We start from the raw sequence: 20695 nt of genomic DNA, 5'->3' as shown, positions 1-20695 counted from the left end.
CACGGTCTTCGCTCGTGGATTTCGTGGGTGATCCCTATGTGCCGGTCAGCAGCGTAAAGGCAGCGGAGGGCTCCCGGCTACGCAGGGTGTTGTCCCAGGGGTTTGAGTTCGGCTCCGGCGGGGCGGCGGATCGTCGGCCTTGTGAAGGTTGCCCCGTCTCCTACCGGACCCGTACATACCGGGAGGGGGCTTTCAGGGCCCTTGAGCGGCCCCTCAGAGACTCCTCGATGCGAGATGGACCACGTCCGGCACACCTCGGGCAACAGCCACTTCTTCGGTCCTAACCCTGGTGAACCCGGCATTCCGCAACGCCTGTTCGAAGGCCGGGGACGGCTGCGCGGACCAGACGGCGAGCACTCCGCCCGGGGTCAGCCGGTCGTGGCAGTGGGCCAGGCCGGTGGGGGAGTAGAGGCTCCCGTTGTCCTCCGTGACGGTCCAGTCGGGCCCGTTGTCGATGTCCAGGCAGAGCGCGTCGTAACGCTCCGTGGCGGTACGGAGGTGGGCGACCAGATCCGTGTGCACGACCTCGGTCCGGGGGTCGGCCAGCGCCGCCCCGGAGATCCGGTCCAGCGGGCCCTGCCGGTGCCAGTCGACGATGGCCTGCTCCCGCTCCACGACCACGATCCGCCCCCAGCGCTCCTCCTCGGCGGCCCGCACCAGCGAGAAACCCACCCCGAGCCCGCCGATCAGCACCGAGGGGCCGGTCCGGCCGGCGGGCAGGGAGCGCAGGGCGGCGTCGATCAGCAGCCGCTCGGAGCGCCCGTCGGAGGTGTCCATCAGGAAGCAGCCGTTGGCGATGATCTCGAAGTGCTCCCCGCGCTCCCGCAGGACGACCTCGCCGAAGGGGCCTTCGCGGCGGTCCAGGGTGAGGGGGGCGGGGGGAGTCGTGGCGCGGGGGTAGGTCTGGGTGTCGGGCTCCATGGACCGGATTCTAGGAGGGCCGCCCGCTTCCGTGGTCGCGGTCCGGGCGCGGGCCGCGCAGTGCCAGGAGCGCCGCCCCCGCCACGTACGCCGTCCCGGCCATCACCCAGGCCGCCACCTCCGGCCCCGGCTGCATCGGCCACGCCCAGTACGCCGCCGCCCCGCCCGGCGTCCGGGGCGCGGCCAGGTAGACCGCGCCCCCGTAGACCGTCATCGGCAGCCAGCTCGCCCGGGCCCCCAGGAGCGCGGCCGCCGCTGCCGTCACCCCCGTCGCCCCCACCACGTTGCGGACCATCGCCGGGGCGCCGAACTGCTCCGGATGACCCGGCACGGCCAGCGCCAGGGCCCCGGCGGTGAGCGCGGTGAGGACCAGCAGGTACGTCAGCCGCCGGGGCCACCAGCGGCGTACGGCCGTGCGGTCCAGCTCCTCGGTGTGCGAGAGGAGCCCGGTGCCGATCGCGGCGGCGGCGAGCAGCGGGGCGAGCGCGAGGACCGGGACGCGGGCCGTGTGGTCGAACTCCGGCCGGTCCTGGAGCCGGTCGGCCGCCCACGCGGCGAGCACGGCGATGGCCGCCAGCGCGGCCAGGGTCGCCGGCAGGGCCCGGGAGCGCAGGTAGAGCACGGGCAGCCCCAGTCGTACGGTCGTCACAGCGCCGGCACCGCCTTCGGGTCGCAACTCGTACGGGTGGCCAGATAGCGGCCCAGCCAGGCCCGGCGCTCGGTGTCGCCCATGGCGGTGAGCCGGTTCAGATACACCGCGCCCTGGGCGGGGTCGAGCCGCGAACTGCCCCAGGGGGCCAGCCAGTGCACCACGGCGTCGTCGGTCTCCCGCATGCGTACGGTGGCAGGGTCTTCCTCCACCTCCTCCGTCACGGACTCCGGACAGTCGCGTTCGGTGAGGAAGTGCGCCGTCTCCCAGGCGTACCCGGCGGGATCGGCGATCCGGTCACGCACCACCGTCCAGCCGCGGGACGTGTAGGGCAGCCGGGAGGTGTCCGGCGGGAGCCGCCGGCTGTCGGAGGTCTGGACGTACCGCACGGGCGCACCCGGTACCCCCTCCAGTCGGGAGACCAGCCCGGTCAGGGCGTCGGACGCCGGGGACAGCAGCGGGCCGTCGAGCCCGCCCACACAGACCTGCGGCACCGCCTCCGTACAGATCAGCCTCTCCGCCACCGGGTCCTCCCGGAACAGGTCCTCACCGCTGCTCACGATCAGGGGCGCGACGAGGGCGGCAACCGCCAGGGGGACGAGCGCGAGGAACCGGCGCCGCACGGCGTAGCCGGTGACCAGGGCGAGCACCGGAGCGCCCGTCCAGAGGACCATCACGGGCACGAACCACGCCACCGGCACCCGGTCGGTCAGGTAGTACTGCTCGGCCGGGTTCAGGAAGCGGAGGTCGGAGGAGGTGTACGTCGGGGCGCCCAGGACGAGGTACGTGGCCGCCGCGAGCACCGGCGCGGCCAGCCGCCACCGGCACACGCGACCCACCACGAACCCGGTGAACACGGCACACACCGGGAACCAGGCATCCAGGACGATCATGCCCACCGAGGGGCCGCCGGCCCCGGCGTACGGCCAGCTGGCGGCCAGCACCCCCGCCACGGCCACCAGGTGGCCGACGACCGCCCACACCGCGACCGGCAGCGCGGCCATCACCAGCTGCGCCGCCCGCGAGCGAGGCACCGAGAGGCTCAGCCCGACGGTTCTGCGCCGGTGCTCCCGGCCGCCCTGCCAGCACCCGGCGGCCGCAGCCAGCGGGCCGCCGATCAAGGTGGTCAGCGAATGCAGCAGCCCCTGCGTCTCGCCCCAGCTGCCCTGCCACTGAGCGGCCTTGGTGATCATCGGCACGGCGATGGTGAGAGCCATGGCGGGTGCGATCCAGGGAGCGATCCCGTGCCGCAGCTCGGCCCGGAACGCTCCACGCGCCGGATGGCCGATTCGGGGCGGGGAGGCGGCCGGGGCGGTGGGCTCCGGCGGGCTCAACGTGTCCGTCATGCCCCCACCGCCGTACGGTGGGCGCGCAGGGCGGCGGTGTAGCCGCGCTCGATCGGGTTGCCGCCGAGCTCGTCCGCCGCGTCGCCCAGTTCGATCAGTTCGGCGGTGGTGCCCCGGTAGGCGATCCGGCCCGCCTCGATCAGGGTCACATCGGAGCAGGCCGCCGCGACGTCCTCGACCAGATGCGTGGAGACGATCACCGTGGAGGTCCGGCCCACCTCCCGCAGCAGGGCCCGGAACTCCACGCGCTGCTCCGGGTCGAGACCGGCGGTCGGCTCGTCCAGCAGCAGGAGCGCGGGTTCGTTGACGATCGCCTGGGCGATGCCGACCCGCCGCACCATGCCGCCGGAGAGCGTCTTCACCTTGGCGTCGATCCGCTCGCCGAGCCCGACCCGGTCCACGGCCCGTTCCACCGCCGCCGCGACCTGCGCCCCGTCCATCTCCTTGAGCCAGGCCACGTAGCCGACGAACTCGCGGACGGTGAACCCCGGGTAGTAGCCAAATACCTGCGGCAGATAGCCGAGCCGGCGCCGTACGGAGGCGCGCTCGCGGTGATCGGCTCCCCGGCCGACCTCGGTGCCGAGCAGCTCCACCTGCCCGGCGTCCGGGGGCGAGACCGTGGCCAGCACCCGGATCAGGGAGGTCTTGCCCGCCCCGTTGGGCCCGAGCAGCCCGTGCACGCCCGGAGCGAAGTCCAGATCCACGGCATCCAGGGCGGTGTTCCTGCGGTGCCGGACGGTCAGCCCGGTCACTTTGGCGCTCACGGTGTCTCCAGATGGTCGAAGGATCGGCGGCGGGCGGCGAGCAGCAGCGCGCACGCCACGGCCCCGGCGGCCCAGCCGCTCTGGACGGCGGGGCCGGCGAAGTAGGGGGAGGCCCCCGCCATCAGCGCGGCCCCGGCCGGCCCGCCGGCGGCGGCGGGGGCGACGACGAACGCCAGCCAGGCGGCCCCGACGGCGGCCGCCCCCCGGCGGCCGCCGACGAAACTGCCCAGCGCGAGCGCGGCGAGCGTCAGCGCCAGCCCCGGCAGCAGCCAGGCGGCCGCCCCCGGGCCGCCCGCCGCGACCGGCAGCACGGCCCCGGCCAGGGTCAGCGCCGGGACGCTCACCGCGAGGACGGCGGCGGCCCGGGTCAGCAGCAGCCGGAGCCCGCCGGCCGGGGTCGAGGTGGCGATCTCGTACAGCGGATCGGCGTGCAGCCCGTAGGACAGGGCCACCCCGGCGAGCGGCAGCACCGGCGCCGTCACCAGCAGCAACGGCCGCACCGAGGCCCCGAGCCCGGCCCCGTACGACAGGGCGACGGCCCCGAGGGCGACGATGACGAGCGCCACCAGCCAGGCCCCCCGCAGGGCGGGCCCGGCGGCCCACACGACCCGGGCGGCCCGTGACAGGCGCGGGGGCACCCCCGTGGTCCCCGCGCCTGTCACGGTGGTCGTGCTGGTTGCCGCGCCTGTCACGGTGGTCGTGCTGGTTCCCGCGCCTGTCACGGTGGTGCCGATGGCCGGGCCGGTGCCGTTGTTGGCGTACGCCCGGGAGCCGACGCTCTCGCGCGGTTCCTGGACAGCCCGCTCCAGCACCGCCGCCCGGATGCCTGCAAGCAGCGGGCCCGTCTCCGGCCCCGCCCGGACGGCCGACGAGACCACGGCCGCGCAGGCGCCGCACGCCTCGACGTGCTTCTCCAGCGACCACGCTTCGCTCTCGGCAGCCGTACCGGCGGCGTACCGCGCGGCCAGCTCCCCGCCCACGTGCCAGTCCGGTCCCAGGCCGGAACGTTCCCGCCTCATGCCGTACCTCCCAGCGCTTCGCCGTCCGGCGTCAGCCGTTCCAGTGCGGCCCGCAGCTCACGCCGGGCCCGCATCGCGCGGGTCTTGACCGTGCCCTCGGGGATGCCGAGCAGCGCGGCCGCCTCCCTCGTCGACAGCCCGTCCACGACCGTGGCGCGCAGGACCTCGCGCAGCTCCGGCGAGATCCCGGCCAGCGCGGTGCCCACGTCCCCGTACTCCAGGCCCGCCAGCACCCGGTCCTCGGCGGAGGGGGCGGCGGTCTCCGGTACCGGGCCCGGTGCCCGGTCGGCGCGGGCGCCCGCCCGCAGGGTGTCGACGAGCCGGCGCGAGGCGATCACCCACAGCCACCCGCCGACCTGCGCGCCCCGGTGCGAGCCGGCGGAGCGCCACACGGTCACGAAGGTGTCCTGGAGCACTTCGCGCACGGTCTCCGCGTCCGCGCACCGCCGGGCGAGCCGGGCGTGCAGCCACCCGGCGTGCCGGTCGTAGAGCGCGCCCAGCGCCTCCGCGTCCCCGCCCGCGACGGCGCGCACCAACGCCGCGTCGTCGCTCTCCGTCTCCGTACCGTCATTCCGGTCTCCCCCCGCAGGGCGCAACAGCCTCACACCCTCCCTATCGACGGCCGGACGCTATCCGGTTCACGGGTTCACGGGTTCGCGGGCTGACGGGCTGACGGGCTCACCAGGAGATTCACCCAGGGCGGGAGAGCGGCCCGGGGAATAGCCGTTCCGCGCCCGACGCTCCCGTGGACAGGGGGCTCACCAGGCTCCCGGGTCTTGATCGCTCACAGCGAACACCGCTCGGGGAACATTCGGCGGCTCACAAGCATTGAGTCCACATAGCTCAACTTGCCTGCCGAAGGGGAGATCATGACTACCGAGTCCAAGGCGTTCACACCGATCGACCTGCCCGTGCTGCCGCTCGACGACGAGGTCGTCCTGCCCGGCATGGTGGTGCCGCTGGACCTGTCCGACACCGAGGTGCGCGCCGCCGTCGAGGCCGCGCAGGCCGCCGCCGGTCCCGGCGGCGGGAAGCCCGAGGTGCTGCTGGTCCCGCGGATCGACGGGACGTACACGGGGACCGGTGTCCTCGGGACCATCGAGCAGGTCGGACGCCTGAGCGACGGTGACCCGGGGGCGCTCATCCGGGCCCGTGACCGGGTCCGGATCGGGGCCGGGACCAGTGGGCCGGGGCGGGCGCTGTGGGTCGAGGGGACCGTGCTCGACGTCGTCGTGCCCGAGCCGCTGCCCGGTTCCGCCGCCGAGCTCGTCAAGGAGTACAAGGCGCTCGCCACCAGCTGGCTGAAGAAGCGCGGCGCCTGGCAGGTCGTGGACCGGGTCCAGCAGATCGACGACATCTCCGCGCTCGCCGACAACTCCGGATACTCGCCGTTCGTCACCACCGCGCAGAAGGTCCAGCTCCTGGAGACCGTGGACCCGGTCGCGCGGTTGAAGCTCGCCACCCAGTGGCTGAGCGAGCACCTCGCCGAGCAGGATGTCGCCGAGTCCATCGCCAAGGATGTCCAGGAGGGCGTGGACAAGCAGCAGCGCGAGTTCCTGCTGCGCCGCCAGCTGGACGCCGTACGCAAGGAGCTCTCCGAGCTCAACGGCGACCCGGAGGACGAGTCCGACGACTACCGGGCCCGCGTCGAGGCCGCCGACCTGCCCGAGCACGTCCGGACGGCCGCGCTCAAGGAGGTCGAGAAGCTGGAGCGGTCCAGCGACCAGTCCCCTGAGGGGTCGTGGATCCGCACCTGGCTGGACACCGTCCTCGAACTGCCGTGGACCGAGCGCACCGAGGACGCCTACGACATCCGCGGCGCCCAGGAGGTCCTGGACGCCGAGCACGCCGGCCTCGCCGATGTGAAGGAGCGGATCACCGAGTACCTCGCTGTGCGCAAGCGGCGTGCCGACCGGGGGCTGGGGGTCGTGGGCGGCCGCCGTGGCGGTGCCGTGCTCGCCCTCGTGGGCCCGCCCGGCGTCGGCAAGACCTCGCTCGGGGAGTCCGTCGCGCACGCCATGGGCCGTAAGTTCGTCCGCGTCGCGCTCGGCGGTGTCCGGGACGAGGCGGAGATCCGGGGCCACCGGCGTACGTACGTGGGCGCGCTCCCCGGACGGATCGTGCGGGCGATCAAGGAGGCCGGTTCGATGAACCCGGTCGTCCTGCTCGACGAGATCGACAAGGTCGGCTCCGACTTCCGGGGCGACCCGGCCGCCGCCCTCCTCGAAGTCCTCGACCCCGCGCAGAACCACACCTTCCGCGACCACTACCTGGAGGTCGAGCTCGACCTCAGCGACGTCGTCTTCCTGGCCACCGCCAACGTCCTCGAAGCCATCCCCGAGGCCCTGCTCGACCGCATGGAGCTGGTCCGGCTCGACGGCTACACCGAGGACGAGAAGGTCGTCATCGCCCGGGACCACCTGCTCCCGCGCCAGCTGGAGCGGGCGGGTCTGGAGAAGGACGAGGTCGCCCTGGAGGAGTCGGCGCTGCGCAAACTGGCCGGCGAGTACACCCGTGAGGCGGGCGTACGGAATCTGGAGCGGTCCGTCGCCCGGCTGCTCCGCAAGGTCGCTGCCCAGCACGAACTGGGCGACCGCGAGCTGCCGTTCACGGTGACCGACGCGGACCTGCGCGGCCTGATCGGGCGCCCGCACCACGTGCCCGAGTCCGCCCAGGACCCGGCCGAGCGCCGCACCGCGGTGCCGGGTGTGGCCACCGGGCTCGCGGTGACCGGGGCGGGCGGTGACGTCCTCTTCGTCGAGGCGTCGCTCGCCGACCCGGAGACCGGGGCGTCCGGACTGACCCTGACCGGTCAGCTCGGGGACGTCATGAAGGAGTCGGCGCAGATCGCGCTGAGCTTCCTGCGGTCGCACGGCGCGGAGCTGGAGCTGCCGGTCGCGGACCTCAAGGACCGGGGCGTGCACATCCACTTCCCGGCCGGCGCGGTCCCGAAGGACGGCCCGAGCGCGGGTATCACGCTCACGACCGCCCTGGCCTCGCTGCTCTCCGGACGCCTCGTCCGTACGGATGTGGCGATGACCGGTGAGGTGTCCCTGACCGGGCGCGTCCTGCCGATCGGCGGCCTGAAGCAGAAGCTGCTGGCCGCCCACCGTGCGGGCATCACCACCGTGGTGATCCCCCAGCGCAACGAGGCCGACCTGGACGACGTCCCGGCCGAGGTGCTGGAGAAGCTGGACGTCCACCCGGTCACCGACGTCCGCCAGGTGCTGGAGATCGCCCTCGCCCCGGCCTCGGCCCCGGCGGAAAGGATCCCGGCCGCGGCCTGACCGCCACGCAGTGACGGGCGCGGCATCAGGTGCACGGCCGGTACGGACGGCCCGCTTCCCGAGTCAACGGGGGCGGGCCGTTCCGCGTGCACGGCGGCAGGGTGCTCGGCGGCGGCCCGTTCCGCTCTTCCCGGGAGCGCTCAGGGGCGGTAGATCGTGCCCGGCTCCGGCACCGCCGGGGCCATCAGCTCAGGGACGGTCACGAAGGTGTAGCCGTCCTTCTGGAGCGTGTCGATGATCCCCGGCACGGCGGGCACGGTGCCCTGGTAGATGTCGTGCAGCAGGATGATGCCGTCCTTGCTCGCCTGGTCCACGATCCGCTTCGTGATCAGCGCCGAGTCGTTCGTCGAGTAGTCCTTGGCGGTGGCGCTCCACAACACCTGGGAGAGCCCCAGCTCCTTGCTGATCCCGGAGACCTTGTCGTCGGTGCGGCCCTGCGGCGGGCGCATCAGCCGGGGCTTCTTCCCCGTCACCTTCTCGATCGCCACCTGGGTCTTCTCCAGCTCGGCCCGTATCGCGTCCGGCTCCTCGTCGGTGAGGATCTTGTGCGTCCAGGTGTGGTTGGCCACCTCGTGGCCCTCGTCCTGGATGCGCCGCACGGTGTCCGGGTGCTTGAGGACGTGGTGCTTGCCCAGCAGGAAGAAGGTCGCGTGGACCTTCTTCTCCTTCAGGATGTCCAGCAGCTCCGGGGTGTCCTTGCCCGGCCCCGCGTCGAACGTGAGGGCGATGCACTTCGCCTTGCGGCAGTCCGCCCGCCCGAAGGAGCCCTTGGCGTCGGGCGCCGCGTCCTGCCGCGCCGAGCCCGGAGCCGTCGTCTCCATCGAGCACCCGCTGAGCGCCAGTGTGAGCGTCGTCACCAGCGCGGCGGCCAACCCGCCGCCGAACACGGTCATCTTCTTCGACACGGCACACCACTCCTCTGCGCGGAAATATCCGCACAGGTGTGCGGTACGCCGAGGACTATACATAGTGTGTATACGTTGAGTGCATAGCGGGGTGCGGGGCAGCGCGAAGCCCCGGTGACCTGCGAAGAGGTGACCGGGGCCGGTTCAGGTGGGGTCAGCCGTTGGCCAGCGCCTGTACGCGGTCGAGCGCGCCGTTGAAGCGGTTGTGGTCGCCGACCGTGGGGCCGGTCGAGGTGTACTGCCACATCGTGTGGACGGGCCAGCCGGCCGGCAGTTCGCCGACCGTCGTGTTGTACCGGGCCACCCAGAGCGGGTTGACGGCGCCGAAGCCCGCGTTGTTGCCGGTGCAGTCCTTCCACCAGCTGGTCGCGGTGTAGATGACCGCGTCCCGGCCGGTGCGCGCCCGGTAGGTGGTGGTGAAGTCCCGGATCCAGTTCACCATTGCGGCCTGGCTGAGGCCGTAGCACTGGGCGCCGTACGGGTTCCACTCGATGTCGAGCACCCCCGGCAGGGTCCGCCCGTCCCGGGACCAGCCGCCGCCGTTGTCCACGAAGTAGTTCGCCTGCGCGGCGCCGCTCGCCGTGTTCGGGGTGGCGAAGTGGTACGCGCCACGGATCATGCCGACGTTGTACGAGCCGTTGTACTGCTGCGCGAAGTACGGGTTCTTGTAGTACGTCCCCTCGGTGGCCTTCACGTAGGCCCACTTCACGCCGCTGTTCCACAGGGTCTGCCAGGCGACGTTGGACTGGTGGCTGCTGACGTCCACGCCCTCGGTCTGGACGACCCGGGGATCGCGGGGCAGTCCGCCCTGGCCGTCGTGCTCGATGACGCCCTGGCCCATCCTGGCGGTGCCGCGGGCGGGCGGGGCGTCGGCGGTGTCCGGGCCGGCGGTGGCGGCGCCCGGCAGGGCGAGGAGGAGGGCGAGGGCGGCCAGGAGGGCTCCGCCGACGGTGAGGCGCGAGCGGTGGGAGGTGCCGGATCTGTGACGGTGCAGGGGCATGGGTGTGCCTCCGGGGTGGGGTGGTGGCTGTCCACAGTCATGGCGTGCTCATGTCATGCGTACGATCCGGTGACGACGCTACGCACGTAGACCCGGGGTGCGGAAGAGGGCCTGGCCGCCGCCGTTGGTCTACGCCTGCGAAATACTGGCCGAGCTGCGGCGTTGACCGGCCGTGGAAGAAACTTTCATCGGCAGGAAACCGTACGAGGGGTGCTGACGTGCACGGGAGCGAGAGGGCGCGGGAGCCGCGCGCGACTGCCGGGACTGGTGTGGACCACGAATTCCTGGCGCTGGAGCGCGAGCTGGCGGTCTTCCTGCGCCGCGCCCGGGCCAGTTCGGGCGAGATGGCCCGCGAGGTCCACCCCGAACTGGAGCCCGCCGCCTACGGCTTGCTCGTCCGCCTGGAGTCGGCCGGCCGGCAGCGGGCCACCGAGCTGGCCGCCTACTTCGGCGTCGGCAAGGCCACCATGAGCCGTCAGCTGCGGGCCCTGGAGGAGCTCGGTCTGGTCGCCCGCGAACCCGACCCGGCCGACGGCCGCGCCTGGCTCGTCCGGCTCACCGACGAGGGCCTCGCCCGCTTCCGCAGCGTCCGCGACGCCCGGCGCGGGCAGTACGTCCGCAAGCTGGCCGACTGGGACCGGGCCGAGGTGGCGGAGCTGGCCCGGCTGCTGCACCAGCTGAACACCCGCGCGGAGGAGTGACGGCCCGCGCCCCCGCCCCTTACAGCTCCACGAACACCGCCGTCGCGTCGTCGTGGGTCTTGCCCCGCCGCAGCCGTACGCGCCCGGCGGCCGCGTCGGCCCTCTCCAGCTCCCGTACCCGGTCGATCAGCCCCTGGGGCCCCGCCTTGCGCACCAGCTCCAGCAGGGCCGCCCAGTCGCCCTCGCGGAACACCTCCGCCCACCGGCTCGCCCCGTCCGTCAGCGCGGCCAGTGAGCGGACCCGGTCCGCCGGGACGGTGCCGGTCACCGCGCGTGCGGCCACCGCGGGGTCGGCGGCGGCGGTGAAGAAGCCGCCCTCCTTGTTGCGCAGCCGGGCGTCGACCGTCGCCACCGAGGCCAGCGAGCCCGGCGGCAGGCGGTCGAGCCGGTCGTCGAGGACCGCCCGGACCGCGCCGTCCGCCCCCTCCAGCAGGAGCACCGCGTCGGAGAGCACCAGATACTCGATCGCGTGTTCGTTCCAACGCGCCAGGGCCACGGTCGCCTGAGGCGTCCGCACGTGAGAAAGGTCACAGGTCGACCGGTGGGCGTCGGCGGTGCGCCGGATGGACTCCGACAGGATCTCGGCCAGGTCCATATCTCGCCGTGAACCCGACAGTTCCACCAGTGCGCCGCCCAACCGGGCGGTGAACCAGGGGACGGAGTGCACACAACCGTCGTCCCCCTCCGGTGGCGTGACACCGTCCAGCACCACCACCACTCCCCCCTGGCCGGACGCGGGGACGGCGGCCGATGCCCAGTCCTCGTCGGGGCGTTCGGGATCGCCGGGGACGGTGACGAGTTCGCAGCGCATGACGCCAGTCTGCACGAGGTCTTCACGCGCCCCGCACGGGAGCGGTTTCCGGCCGTACCAGCAGGTCAAGGCGGGCCTCGTACGCGGAGGGCAGGGCTCCGGGGGAGTGCGGGCGGGCATCCTGCCAAAGGCGGCGCCGAAGTTCCACCCCGCGCCCTATGCATGGTCAGGGGCGCCTCTGGGGAGACTTGTTCGCCAACTCAAGAGTGATGTTCACTCGTTCGAGTGGCGGAGCGGTTGTTGCGCGCCCCCCTCTCAAAAGCACTGGAATGGTCAGAAGCCGTACCAGGAGCGGGGGGTCCTTCTACGTGACCGAGCGTCACCTCTGCTTCAAGGGTGGACGAGTCAAGATTGCGAGCACCGGTGCAGAAGAAGCGGCCGCGGAGCCAGGGCAGCACGCGCGACGGTTCCGGGGCGACGCCTCCGGCTCCGGTCGCCACCAAGCGGACCGTACGGGTACGGAGCCGGCTGGTCGCCGGTGTCGCCGTCGTCGGGGTCATCGTCCTCGCGGCGGGCGCTCCCGCCGCGCTGAGCGCCTCCTCCGATCTGGCCGAGTCCCAGCGGCTGGTGACCCTCTCCGAGCTGAACCAGCGGGCCGTCACCCTGGCGCACTCCCTCGCCGACGAGCGCGACGCCGTCACCGCGTACATCGCGGGCGGCCGCGCCGATGACGGCCAGGCCGGTGCCCAGAGCCGCCTCACCCGCACCACCCGCGTCGACCAGCAGATCGACGAGATCCACGAGCCGGCCCCCGCCGCCCTGCGGCGCGACCTCTCCACCGTGCCCTCGCTGCGCCGGGACGCCCTCACCGGCAAGGGCTCGGCACTGGAGGCCCACCAGGCGTACTCCGAGGTCATCGCCAAGCTGCACGGCATCGCCGCCGAGCTGGCCGACAAGACGCCGCCGCGCGCCGCCGACGCCACCCGCGCCCCGCTCGCCCTCGGCGGAGCCGTCGAGCAGGCCTCCGCCACCCGCGGGCTCCTCCTCGCCGCCCTCGCCGTACCGGCCCCCGAGCCCACCACTCCGCAGATCGACCCCTTCACCGGGCTGCCGGTCGAGGGCCAGGACGACGCGACCAAACGGGCCGACCGCGACCGGGACGAGCTGAGCGCCGCCGCCCAGCAGGCCCGGGTCCGGGAGCTGGCCTCGCTCGCCGAGTTCGACCAGGCAGCCAACCCCGTCGCCCGCGACAAGCTCTCCGCCACCGTCACCGGCCCCGAGGTCAACAGCGCGGAGAAGTACCTCGCCCGCCTCACCGACCGTCCCGAGCTCTCCGAGAGCGAGCGCACCACCAACGCCAAGAAGCTGGAGTCCGCGCTCTCCGCCCGGGTCGACCGGATGCGCGGTGTCGAGTCGGCCCTCGCCACCACCCAGGTCCAGCGCCTGGAAGGGTTCCGCGACGACGACGTCACCGCCCTCGAACTGAGCATCGCCCTGCTCGGCGGCTGCTTCCTGCTCGCCGTCGGCGTCTCCACCGCCGTCGCCCGCACCCTCACCCAGCCGCTCGCCGTCCTGCGCATCGGCGCCGCCCGCCTCGCGGACGAGCCCGCCACCGCCGAACCGGTCCGCTACACCGGCCGCAACGACGAGTTCGCCCAGGTCGTCCGGTCGATGAACACCCTGCACGCCAAGCTCACCGGCCTCCAGCAGGAGTTCACCGGCCGCTTCGAGAACCTCAACGCCGAGCGCGCCGAACTGATCGCGGGCCGCGAGGCCCTCACCCTCCAGCGCGCCGAACTCCAGGTCCGGGCCGCCGAGCTCGCCACCCAGCTGGAGCGGCTGAAGAACACCGTCCACCACACCTTCGTCAACCTCTCGCTGCGCAACCTCGGCCTCGTGGAGCGCCAGCTCGGCGTCATCGAGAGCCTGGAGGAGCGCGAGCAGGACCCGGAGCGCCTCGCCACCCTGTTCAAGCTGGACCACATGGCCACGGTCATGCGCCGGCACAGCGAGAACATGCTCGTCCTCGCGGGCGCCGAGCACGGCCACGGCCACGCGGGCCCGATCCCGCTGGTCGACGTGGCCCGCGCGGCCGTCAGCGAGATCGAGCGGTACGAGCGGGTCACCATCCAGTCCCTGCCGCCGCACGCCCAGATCGCCGGGTTCGCCGCCGACGACCTCAGCCACCTCCTCGCCGAACTCCTGGAGAACGCCACCTCCTTCTCCCCGCCGGACTCCCATGTCGAGCTCTCCGGCTGGCTGCTGGAGACCGGCGAGGTGATGCTCTCCGTGCAGGACGAGGGCATCGGCATGTCGAGCGTCCGGATGAGCGAGCTCAATGCGAGGCTGGCCGACCCGGCCTCCTTCGAGGCGGGGGAGCAGAACGCCGACGGCGCCGGACTCGGCCTCCAGGTCACCTCGTTGCTGGCCGCCCGGCACGGTGTGCGGGTCCAGCTGCGCGAGCAGAAGGGGAGTGGAGTGACGGCCGTCGTCGTCCTGCCGCAGACCCTGCTGCCCAACACCCTCCCCGCCTCCTCGCCGCCCGCCGTGCAGCTGCCCGGTGAGGCGCCGACGCTCAACCTGCCGGGCTCGGTGGCCGAGGCCAACTCCAACGCCCTGCCGAGCCGTACGCCGATCCTGCCGCCGGTGACCGCCGAGCCGACGCCGCCCGCGTCCGGGGCGCCTGCCGAGGGGGCCTCCGGGGCGGCTTCCGCGCAGACGCCCGGTGCGACGAGCGAGCCCGAGCCGGCCGTGGAGCCCGAGCCTGCATCTGCCGCTGAACCCATCGCTGAACCCGCCGCCGAGCCCGCCGTCGACCCGATGATCGCCGCCGCCGAGCGCGCGATCCACGAGGCCGGCACGCAGGAGCAGGCGCCCGCCGGGGGCGCCGAGACGCCGGAGGACCCCGAAGCCACCGCCGTACCGCAGCAGAGGCCCGAAGCGGACGCACCCGCCGAGTCGGACTCCGAGGTCACGATGCAGGTCCGGCTGCCGATGCCCCCGGCAGATCCGGCACCTCCGACAGCTCCGGCATCCCCGGCTGTGACCCCCGAGACCCCGCAGCCCTCCGACCCGTACGCCATCGGCCCCGACCGTCACGAGCGTCCGGCCGAGAGTACCCCGGGCGGCCAGGAGCCGGACGGCCCCGAGTTCCGCCCGACCCCCCGTGCCGAGGCCGCCGCCGACACTGTGCCCGGCCCCCGGCGGCCGCAGGCCGAGCGGGTCACCGACAAGGGGCTGCCCAAGCGCACCCCCAAGGTGGTCCGGCCCGAGGGCGCCCCCACCACCGGACGCACCGGCAGCCTCGACAAGGACGACCTGCGGCGCAGGCTCGGCAGCTTCCACCAGGCGGCGAAGGAGGGCCGGCGCGATGTCGAGGCCGAGATCGCCGAGTCCACCGGCTCCGTCGCCCTCGCCGACCACGAGGGCGTAGCCACCGGCCGTACCGGGCACGAGACCACCACCGCACCCGTCACGGGCACCGCACACGACACAGGGACCACCGAGCAGACCGGCGGCCGCACGGACCGCCGGAACGGAGAGACGGGGGACACAGTCGAGGAGGCACGCAGTTGACTGCGCCCAGCACGTTCGGGCTGAGTACCGAGGCCCGGAACCTTCACTGGTTGCTGAGCAATCTCGTGGAGGAGGTGCCAGGGGTCCACTCGGTCACCGTCGTCTCGTCCGACGGGCTGATGCTGCTCTCCTCCGACCCCGGCCATCACCGGGCGAAGGAGGCAGGACCGTCGGACGGCCCCAGGGGCTCCAGCGCCGACCTGGCCACCATCGTCTCCGGCATCGGCTCGCTGACTGTCGGAGCCGCGAAGCTGATGGACGGCGGCGGCGTCAAACAGACGATGGTCGCCATGGACGAGGGCAGCGTCTTCGTCATGTCGATCAGCGACGGCTCCCTCCTCGGCGTCCACGCCACCCCTGACTGCGACATGAGCGTCGTCGCGTACCACATGGCCCTCTTCGTCGGCCGGGCCGGACACGTCCTCACCCCCGAACTCCGCAGCGAGCTGCGCACATCGATGGAGAGCGCCCAGTGACGACCGCCGCAGCCGAGCCCTCCCCCCGCCTCCCCGTCCGCGGCGCCGACAGGCGCCCGGCCAGGGTCCGCCCGTACTCCCTCACCGGAGGCCGCACCCGGTTCGGGCACGTCCTGCTCGTCGAGACGTTCGTCGCCGCCCTCGAAGCACCCGAGGAGCGCCGCGAGCTGACCAACGGCAACCTGGCCTCGCGCGTCATGCCGGAGCTCCAGGCCATCGTCGAAATCTGCCGCCGGATGCGTACGGTCGCGGAGATCTCGGCCCTGTTGAAGATGCCGCTCGGAGTCGTCCGGGTGCTGCTCAGCGACTTGGCCGACCAGGGAAAGATCCGCGTGTACGGAACCGGTCACGGCACCGGTCAGCCCGACCGCGCACTGCTCGAAAGGGTGCTCAATGGACTCCGCCGTCTCTGAGGCGCCGCTCTTCGCCCCGCGCCAGCCGGGGCCCCGGGACGACCAGCCGTCCCGGCCCCAGGACCAGGCCGAGGAATCCCTCCAGGCCTGGCAGCTCGACCACACCCGCGCCCCCACCGCGACCAAGATCGTGGTGGCGGGCGGCTTCGGCGTGGGCAAGACGACCTTCGTCGGCTCGGTCTCCGAGATCACGCCGCTGAAGACCGAAGCGCTGATGACCCAGGCCAGCGAGGAGACCGACGACCTCTCCGCGACGCCCGAGAAGACCACCACGACGGTGGCCATGGACTTCGGCCGCCTCACCCTCGACGACGACCTCGTGCTGTACGTCTTCGGCACGCCCGGCCAGCAGCGCTTCTGGTTCATGTGGGACGACCTGGTGCGCGGGGCGATCGGCGCGGTCGTCCTCGCCGACACCCGGCGCCTGGAGGACTGCTTCCCGGCGCTCGACTACTTCGAGAGCTGCGGGCTCCCGTACATCGTGGCGGTCAACCACTTCGAGGGGACGCCCGGTTACGAGGCGGAGGACGTCAGGGAGGCCCTGACCGTACCGCCGCAGGTGCCGATAGTGATCATGGACGCGCGTAACAGGATCACGGTCGTCGAGTCGCTGCTGGCCCTCGTCGGCCATGCTCTCGACGTCACGCCTGCCTAGACCTCCTCGATCACACACAACGGAGAGCCGCGATGCGGAAGATACTCATAGTCGGAGCCGGACAGTCCGGGCTCCAGCTGGCCCTGGGGCTCCAGTCCAAGGGCTACGAAGTCACCCTGATGTCCAACCGCACCGCCGACGAGATCCGCACCGGCCGGGTCATGTCGACGCAGTGCATGTTCCACACCGCGCTCCAGCACGAGCGGGACTACCAGCTGAACTTCTGGGAGTCCCAGGCCCCGAAGATCGAGGGCCTCGGCGTCTCCGTCGCCGCCCCCGACTCCTCCCGGGCGATCGACTGGGTCGGCAAGCTGGACGGGTACGCCCAGTCCGTCGACCAGCGGGTGAAGATGGCCGGCTGGATGGAGACCTTCGCCCAGCGCGGCGGGCAGCTAGTGATCCACGGGGCGGCCGTCTCCGACCTGGACTACTTCTCGCGTACGTACGACCTGGTGATGGTCTCGGCCGGCAAGGGCGAGCTGGTCTCCATGTTCGGCCGGGACGCGGCGCGTTCGCCGTTCGACGCCCCGCAGCGCGCGCTGGCCGTCGCGTACGTCCACGGGATGGGGCCGCGCCCCGAGCACCCGGAGTTCGACGCGGTCCGCTGCAATCTGGTGCCGGGCGTCGGCGAGCTGTTCGTGATGCCGACCCTGACCACCTCCGGCCGCGCCGACATCCTCTTCTGGGAGGGCATCCCGGGTGGCCCGCTGGACGCGTTCCAGGGCATCAAGGACCCCTCCGAGCACCTGGCGAAGACGCTGGAGCTGATGGAGAAGTTCACGCCGTGGGAGTACGCCCGCGCCACCAAGGTCGAGCTGACCGACGCCAACGGCACCCTCGCCGGCCGGTACGCCCCCACGGTCCGCAAGCCGATCGGCCGGCTCCCCGGCGGCGGTCTGGTCCTCGGCGTCGCGGACGTGGTCGTGGCCAACGACCCGATCACCGGCCAGGGCTCCAACTCGGCCTCCAAGTGCGCCAACTCCTACCTGGACTCGATCCTGGCCCACGGCGACAAGGAGTTCGACGCGGCGTGGATGCAGTCCACCTTCGACCGCTACTGGGAGACCGCCCAGCACGTCACGAAGTGGACCAACGCGATGCTCGGCGTCCCGCCGGAGCACGTCCTGAACCTGATCGGCGCCGCCGGCCAGCTCCAGCCCGTCGCGGACCGCTTCGCCAACGGGTTCAACGACCCGGCGGACTTCGACAACTTCTTCTTCGAGCCGGAGAAGACGAACGCGTACCTGGCCTCGGTCTCCGGCGCCTGAGCGACCTGTCGTCCTGGTGGCCGTTGCTTCGGCCACCAGGACTACTCCGGCGCCCGGTCCACGCCGTACCCCGTGTCCGAGCCGTCGCGGGCGCCCTCGGGGAGCTCCGGGCGGGTGTACGTGGACAGGGGTGCGGCGTCGGGGTCGGGGCGGACGGCGCCCAGCAGCGGGTTGGACGCCACCGGGGAGACCTTCACCTTGGTGCCGGGGCGAGGGGCCTGCACCACCAGGCCGTCGCCGATGTACAGCGCCACGTGGGTCGCCTTCGGGAAGTAGATCACCAGGTCGCCGGGGCGCAGTGAGGAGACCGGCACCTTCGGGAGCTGCTTCCACTGTTCCTGTGAGGTGCGGGGGATCGGCCGGCCTGCCGCCGCCCAGGCCTGGGAGGTCAGGCCGGAGCAGTCGAACGAGTCGGGGCCCTCGGCGCCCCAGACGTACGGCTTGCCGATCTGCTCGATCGCGTACGTGATGGCGTCACCGCCCTGCCGGGTCGGCGGCCGGGTGGAGCTGAGCGCGCCGGAGGCGGCCAGTTCGCGCTGGGCCGCCTCCACGCCCCGCTGTTCGAGCCCGGCCAGCTGGGCCAGCTGCTCGGCGGAGAGCGTGGCCAGCAGCGTCTCCACCTCCTCCAGCTTGCCGCGCACGGTGTCGCGCTGTTTCTTCTGCCGCGCGGCCAGCTTCTTCTGCTCGTCGACCGCCTTACGGGAGGCCGCCGCCAGGGCGTCGGCGCGGCGGGCGTCGGCGGTCAGCCGTTCCACCGTCGCCGCGCGGCCCGCCGCCACCCGCTCGACGACATGGCTCTGGTCCAGGGCGCGCAGCGGGTCCCGGGCCAGCAGGAGCTGGAGGTAGGCGGAGAACTCGGTGCGCCCCTGGTACTGCTCCCGGGCCAGCCGCCCGGCGTCCCCCCGGCTGAGCTCCAGCGCGGCCCGGGCCTTCGCCAGCTCGGCGTTCACCTTCTTCGCCTGCGCGGTCCGCTGCTTCAGCTTCTCGGCGGTGGCGTTGTAGGTCTCGCTCGCCTCCTCGGCCGCCTGGTAGCGCGTCTGGAGGTCGCGGAGGAGCGTGGTGATGGCCTGGGGAGCGGCCCCGGCTTCGGGGGCTGCGAGGGCGGTCTCCGCGTCCACCTCTGCCGCGTCGTCCCCGTCGGGGCGTACGGGCTCCTCGGACGGTACGGGTACGGGTACGGGGTCCGGCTCGGCCGGGGCGGCGGTGGCGGGGGAGACCGCGAGGGCCGTGGCGAGTGCGGTCGCGCAGACCGCGCGCAGGAGCCTGCCTGACACGACATCACCTCCGTGACGGAGGGACGGGACCCGGAAGATGCGGGCTCGTCCACAAGTGAGCGAGCTGATCCGATTAATCCGGTCATCCGGTGTCAGGTGATGCAAGCACCGCAGGGCGTGCCGTCCGGGGGATGCCCCGGACGGCGGAATCAGCGTGGTCGCCTCAGGCTCAGGCCACCGGGAAGGCGTAGAAGGCCCGGTCCCGCTGGACGATGATGTGCGCGCCGACGGCGAGGGTCCGGTACGGGGCGCTGACCGTCGCCCCCTTCGGTTCGGCCGCCCCGATGTCCTGGAACTTCCACAGCCGCTCCCCGTCGGCCGCCGAGAACGCGGTGACCTGGGTGGCGTCGGAGGCGAGCAGGGTCTTTCCGCTGCTGCTCAGGGTGAGGGCGGGCGCGCTTCCGATGCCGGGCACCTCCGTCGAGCGCCGCCAGACCAGGCGCCCGCTCTCCCGTTCCACCGCGCCGACCTGCCGGCTGCGCTCGGTGGTGTGGAGGACCGGACCGGCCACGAGCGGGGTGCCGAAGGCCGAGCCAGCCGTGCCGTCGACCCGCCACAGCGGCTTGCCGGTGTCCGCGTCGAACGACTGGAGGTGGACGCCGGCCCCGGCGTACAGGATCCCGTCCTCGTCACCCGTGACTGCAGCCTCGGGGCCGGCCGTGCCGTACTGCTTGGTCCACCGCAGCTTGCCGGTCTGCTGGTCGAAGGAGCGGATGGAGCCCTTCCCCTTGGCCGCCTTGACCTCGGCCGCCGTCAGGGTGACCGCGTCCTGCCGGACGAGGAGATCGGCCGAGCGTTCCGCGACCACCCGGTAGAGGGGCGTGCCGGGGGCGCGGCCCGCCGGTACCTGCGTACGCCAGACCTCGGCGCGCCGGACGATGTCGTACGCGAAGAAGTACGCCTGGACGACCCGCTTGTCCGCCGCCTTCTTCTTGCCCTTCTTCGGCTTGGGGGCCTTCACGGTGACCGTGCGCGAGCCGGTGAACCAGATCACCGTCCCGGAGTGGCCCGCCAGCCGTCCCACCTGAAGGTCCGGCAGGTCGGTGAAGCCGTCCGCGTACCGCACGCGGTGCACGACCGTGCCGTCCTTCGGCGCGAGCCAGAGGAACTCCGTCGGGCTCGCCACGAAGCACAGGTCACCGGCGACCACCGCCGCCTGGCCCTTGGCGGCGTCGGCGCGCTGCCAGACCCGCTTGCCGGTGCTCACGTCGACGGCGCTGGCCTGGCTCTCGCTGGTCACCACCAGCAGCCGGTCCCGCCAGAGCGCGGTGGTCAGCGGGGCGGACTCGGAGGCCGGGTGGGAGTAGCTCCAGCGCGGCTCGGGGGGCTGGCCGGGGAGCGTGCGGCGCGGCTTCGGCGCCGGGGGCTTGGCGTCCGTGGCGGCCGCGGTCTCCCCGCCGCCGATCGCGGCGACCGCGCCGCCGCCCACGACGAGCCCGCCGACCGCCGCCGCCGCGATGGCGATCAGGGTCCGGCGGCTGGTGGCGGAGCCCTCCGGAGGGGCGGGCGCGGGCGGGAGGGGCAGCGCCACCATGGGGCCGTTGCCGTTGCCGTTGTTGCCTTGGGCTGTGGTCGCGGAGGGCGGGAGTGCCGCTGCCGGATAGGGGGCGGGGCTGCCGTAGGTGTGGTGGTGGGACGGTGCCGGGAGCTGTCTCTTATACACATCTGACGCTGCCGACGAAGGCTTAGG

18 protein-coding genes are annotated in these 20695 nt (G+C 73.0%); 7 read left to right on the top strand and 11 right to left on the bottom strand.

Features of this window, described 5'->3' with window-relative positions:
• Positions 1-213 precede the first annotated feature (213 nt).
• The 6 genes from IF17_RS0100090 to IF17_RS0100065 are packed head-to-tail and all read right to left on the bottom strand — an operon-like array spanning position 214 to position 5304.
• On the bottom strand, positions 214-921 hold the full coding sequence (locus tag IF17_RS0100090; protein WP_030560869.1) for a spermidine synthase family protein: 708 nt from the start codon (positions 919-921) through the stop codon (positions 214-216).
• Positions 922-931: 10 nt separating this feature from the next.
• Positions 932-1570 (bottom strand): hypothetical protein, encoded by a 639-nt coding sequence (locus tag IF17_RS0100085; protein ID WP_244890394.1) that lies wholly within the window; start codon positions 1568-1570, stop codon positions 932-934.
• Positions 1567-2916 carry an ABC transporter permease gene (locus tag IF17_RS0100080; RefSeq protein WP_032771539.1) on the bottom strand — a complete coding sequence of 450 codons (1350 nt, stop codon included), beginning with the start codon at positions 2914-2916 and terminating at the stop codon, positions 1567-1569. The genes IF17_RS0100085 and IF17_RS0100080 overlap by 4 nt, the downstream gene beginning before the upstream one ends.
• Positions 2913-3680 carry an ABC transporter ATP-binding protein gene (locus IF17_RS0100075; protein WP_030560864.1) on the bottom strand — a complete coding sequence of 256 codons (768 nt, stop codon included), beginning with the start codon at positions 3678-3680 and terminating at the stop codon, positions 2913-2915. The genes IF17_RS0100080 and IF17_RS0100075 overlap by 4 nt, the downstream gene beginning before the upstream one ends.
• Entirely contained in the window at positions 3677-4699 is a 1023-nt protein-coding gene (locus IF17_RS0100070; RefSeq protein ID WP_032771536.1) for a hypothetical protein, read from the bottom strand. Before IF17_RS0100070 ends, IF17_RS0100075 begins: the two co-directional genes overlap by 4 nt.
• Complete coding sequence (locus IF17_RS0100065) at positions 4696-5304, bottom strand: RNA polymerase sigma factor (RefSeq protein WP_030560860.1); 609 nt, start codon at positions 5302-5304, stop codon at positions 4696-4698. Before IF17_RS0100065 ends, IF17_RS0100070 begins: the two co-directional genes overlap by 4 nt.
• Before the next feature lie 264 nt (positions 5305-5568).
• On the opposite strand from IF17_RS0100065, the gene lon reads away from it, so the two are divergent.
• Entirely contained in the window at positions 5569-7986 is a 2418-nt protein-coding gene (gene lon / locus IF17_RS0100060) for an endopeptidase La (protein WP_030560858.1), read from the top strand.
• Positions 7987-8126: 140 nt separating this feature from the next.
• Here lon and IF17_RS0100055 read toward each other — a convergent pair whose 3' ends face one another.
• Both IF17_RS0100055 and IF17_RS0100050 read right to left on the bottom strand, forming a co-directional pair.
• Positions 8127-8879 (bottom strand): polysaccharide deacetylase family protein, encoded by a 753-nt coding sequence (locus tag IF17_RS0100055; protein WP_030560856.1) that lies wholly within the window; start codon positions 8877-8879, stop codon positions 8127-8129.
• Positions 8880-9045: 166 nt separating this feature from the next.
• The gene (locus IF17_RS0100050) at positions 9046-9891 is read right to left on the bottom strand and encodes a lysozyme (protein ID WP_030560854.1); all 846 of its coding nucleotides are present in this window, start codon (positions 9889-9891) and stop codon (positions 9046-9048) included.
• Positions 9892-10109: 218 nt separating this feature from the next.
• On the opposite strand from IF17_RS0100050, the gene IF17_RS0100045 reads away from it, so the two are divergent.
• The gene (locus IF17_RS0100045) at positions 10110-10592 is read left to right on the top strand and encodes a MarR family winged helix-turn-helix transcriptional regulator (RefSeq protein ID WP_030560852.1); all 483 of its coding nucleotides are present in this window, start codon (positions 10110-10112) and stop codon (positions 10590-10592) included.
• Positions 10593-10611: 19 nt separating this feature from the next.
• Here the strand turns inward: IF17_RS0100045 and IF17_RS0100040 are convergent, their stop codons facing one another.
• Entirely contained in the window at positions 10612-11403 is a 792-nt protein-coding gene (locus IF17_RS0100040; protein ID WP_030560850.1) for a protein phosphatase 2C domain-containing protein, read from the bottom strand.
• Between the two features lie 363 nt (positions 11404-11766).
• On the opposite strand from IF17_RS0100040, the gene IF17_RS0100035 reads away from it, so the two are divergent.
• The 5 genes from IF17_RS0100035 to IF17_RS0100015 are packed head-to-tail and all read left to right on the top strand — an operon-like array spanning position 11767 to position 17731.
• A complete protein-coding gene (locus tag IF17_RS0100035; RefSeq protein ID WP_030560848.1) occupies positions 11767-14919 on the top strand; it encodes a sensor histidine kinase in 3153 nt (1050 codons plus the stop codon).
• A complete protein-coding gene (locus IF17_RS0100030) occupies positions 14916-15395 on the top strand; it encodes a roadblock/LC7 domain-containing protein (protein ID WP_026241085.1) in 480 nt (159 codons plus the stop codon). Before IF17_RS0100035 ends, IF17_RS0100030 begins: the two co-directional genes overlap by 4 nt.
• Positions 15392-15808, top strand: a complete 417-nt coding sequence (locus IF17_RS0100025; RefSeq protein WP_030560845.1) for a DUF742 domain-containing protein — start codon at positions 15392-15394, stop codon at positions 15806-15808. The genes IF17_RS0100030 and IF17_RS0100025 overlap by 4 nt, the downstream gene beginning before the upstream one ends.
• Positions 15789-16463 (top strand): GTP-binding protein, encoded by a 675-nt coding sequence (locus IF17_RS0100020; protein ID WP_030560843.1) that lies wholly within the window; start codon positions 15789-15791, stop codon positions 16461-16463. The genes IF17_RS0100025 and IF17_RS0100020 overlap by 20 nt, the downstream gene beginning before the upstream one ends.
• 32 nt (positions 16464-16495) lie before the next feature.
• Positions 16496-17731 carry a styrene monooxygenase/indole monooxygenase family protein gene (locus IF17_RS0100015; RefSeq protein ID WP_018509954.1) on the top strand — a complete coding sequence of 412 codons (1236 nt, stop codon included), beginning with the start codon at positions 16496-16498 and terminating at the stop codon, positions 17729-17731.
• Positions 17732-17772: 41 nt separating this feature from the next.
• Here IF17_RS0100015 and IF17_RS0100010 read toward each other — a convergent pair whose 3' ends face one another.
• Both IF17_RS0100010 and IF17_RS0100005 read right to left on the bottom strand, forming a co-directional pair.
• Positions 17773-19005, bottom strand: a complete 1233-nt coding sequence (locus IF17_RS0100010; RefSeq protein WP_030560839.1) for a C40 family peptidase — start codon at positions 19003-19005, stop codon at positions 17773-17775.
• A gap of 169 nt (positions 19006-19174) precedes the next feature.
• Positions 19175-20695 (bottom strand): outer membrane protein assembly factor BamB family protein (locus IF17_RS0100005; protein ID WP_030560837.1); only part of this gene is annotated, 1521 nt, incomplete at its 5' end.

The organism is Streptomyces cyaneofuscatus, assembly GCF_000718135.1.
GTDB classification, from domain to species: domain Bacteria; phylum Actinomycetota; class Actinomycetes; order Streptomycetales; family Streptomycetaceae; genus Streptomyces; species Streptomyces cyaneofuscatus.
This window is presented reverse-complemented; position numbering and strand designations above follow the sequence as displayed.

Excerpts from the sequence above, each read along its gene's own strand:
- lon (WP_030560858.1), top strand. The coding sequence starts at position 5,569 with ATGACTACCGAGTCCAAGGCGTTCACACCGATCGACCTGCCCGTGCTG.
- IF17_RS0100015 (WP_018509954.1), top strand. The coding sequence starts at position 16,496 with ATGCGGAAGATACTCATAGTCGGAGCCGGACAGTCCGGGCTCCAGCTG.
- IF17_RS0100090 (WP_030560869.1), bottom strand. The coding sequence starts at position 921 with ATGGAGCCCGACACCCAGACCTACCCCCGCGCCACGACTCCCCCCGCC.
- IF17_RS0100080 (WP_032771539.1), bottom strand. The coding sequence starts at position 2,916 with ATGACGGACACGTTGAGCCCGCCGGAGCCCACCGCCCCGGCCGCCTCC.
- IF17_RS0100020 (WP_030560843.1), top strand. The coding sequence starts at position 15,789 with ATGGACTCCGCCGTCTCTGAGGCGCCGCTCTTCGCCCCGCGCCAGCCG.
- IF17_RS0100050 (WP_030560854.1), bottom strand. The coding sequence starts at position 9,891 with ATGCCCCTGCACCGTCACAGATCCGGCACCTCCCACCGCTCGCGCCTC.
- IF17_RS0100070 (WP_032771536.1), bottom strand. The coding sequence starts at position 4,699 with ATGAGGCGGGAACGTTCCGGCCTGGGACCGGACTGGCACGTGGGCGGG.
- IF17_RS0100040 (WP_030560850.1), bottom strand. The coding sequence starts at position 11,403 with ATGCGCTGCGAACTCGTCACCGTCCCCGGCGATCCCGAACGCCCCGAC.
- IF17_RS0100055 (WP_030560856.1), bottom strand. The coding sequence starts at position 8,879 with ATGACCGTGTTCGGCGGCGGGTTGGCCGCCGCGCTGGTGACGACGCTC.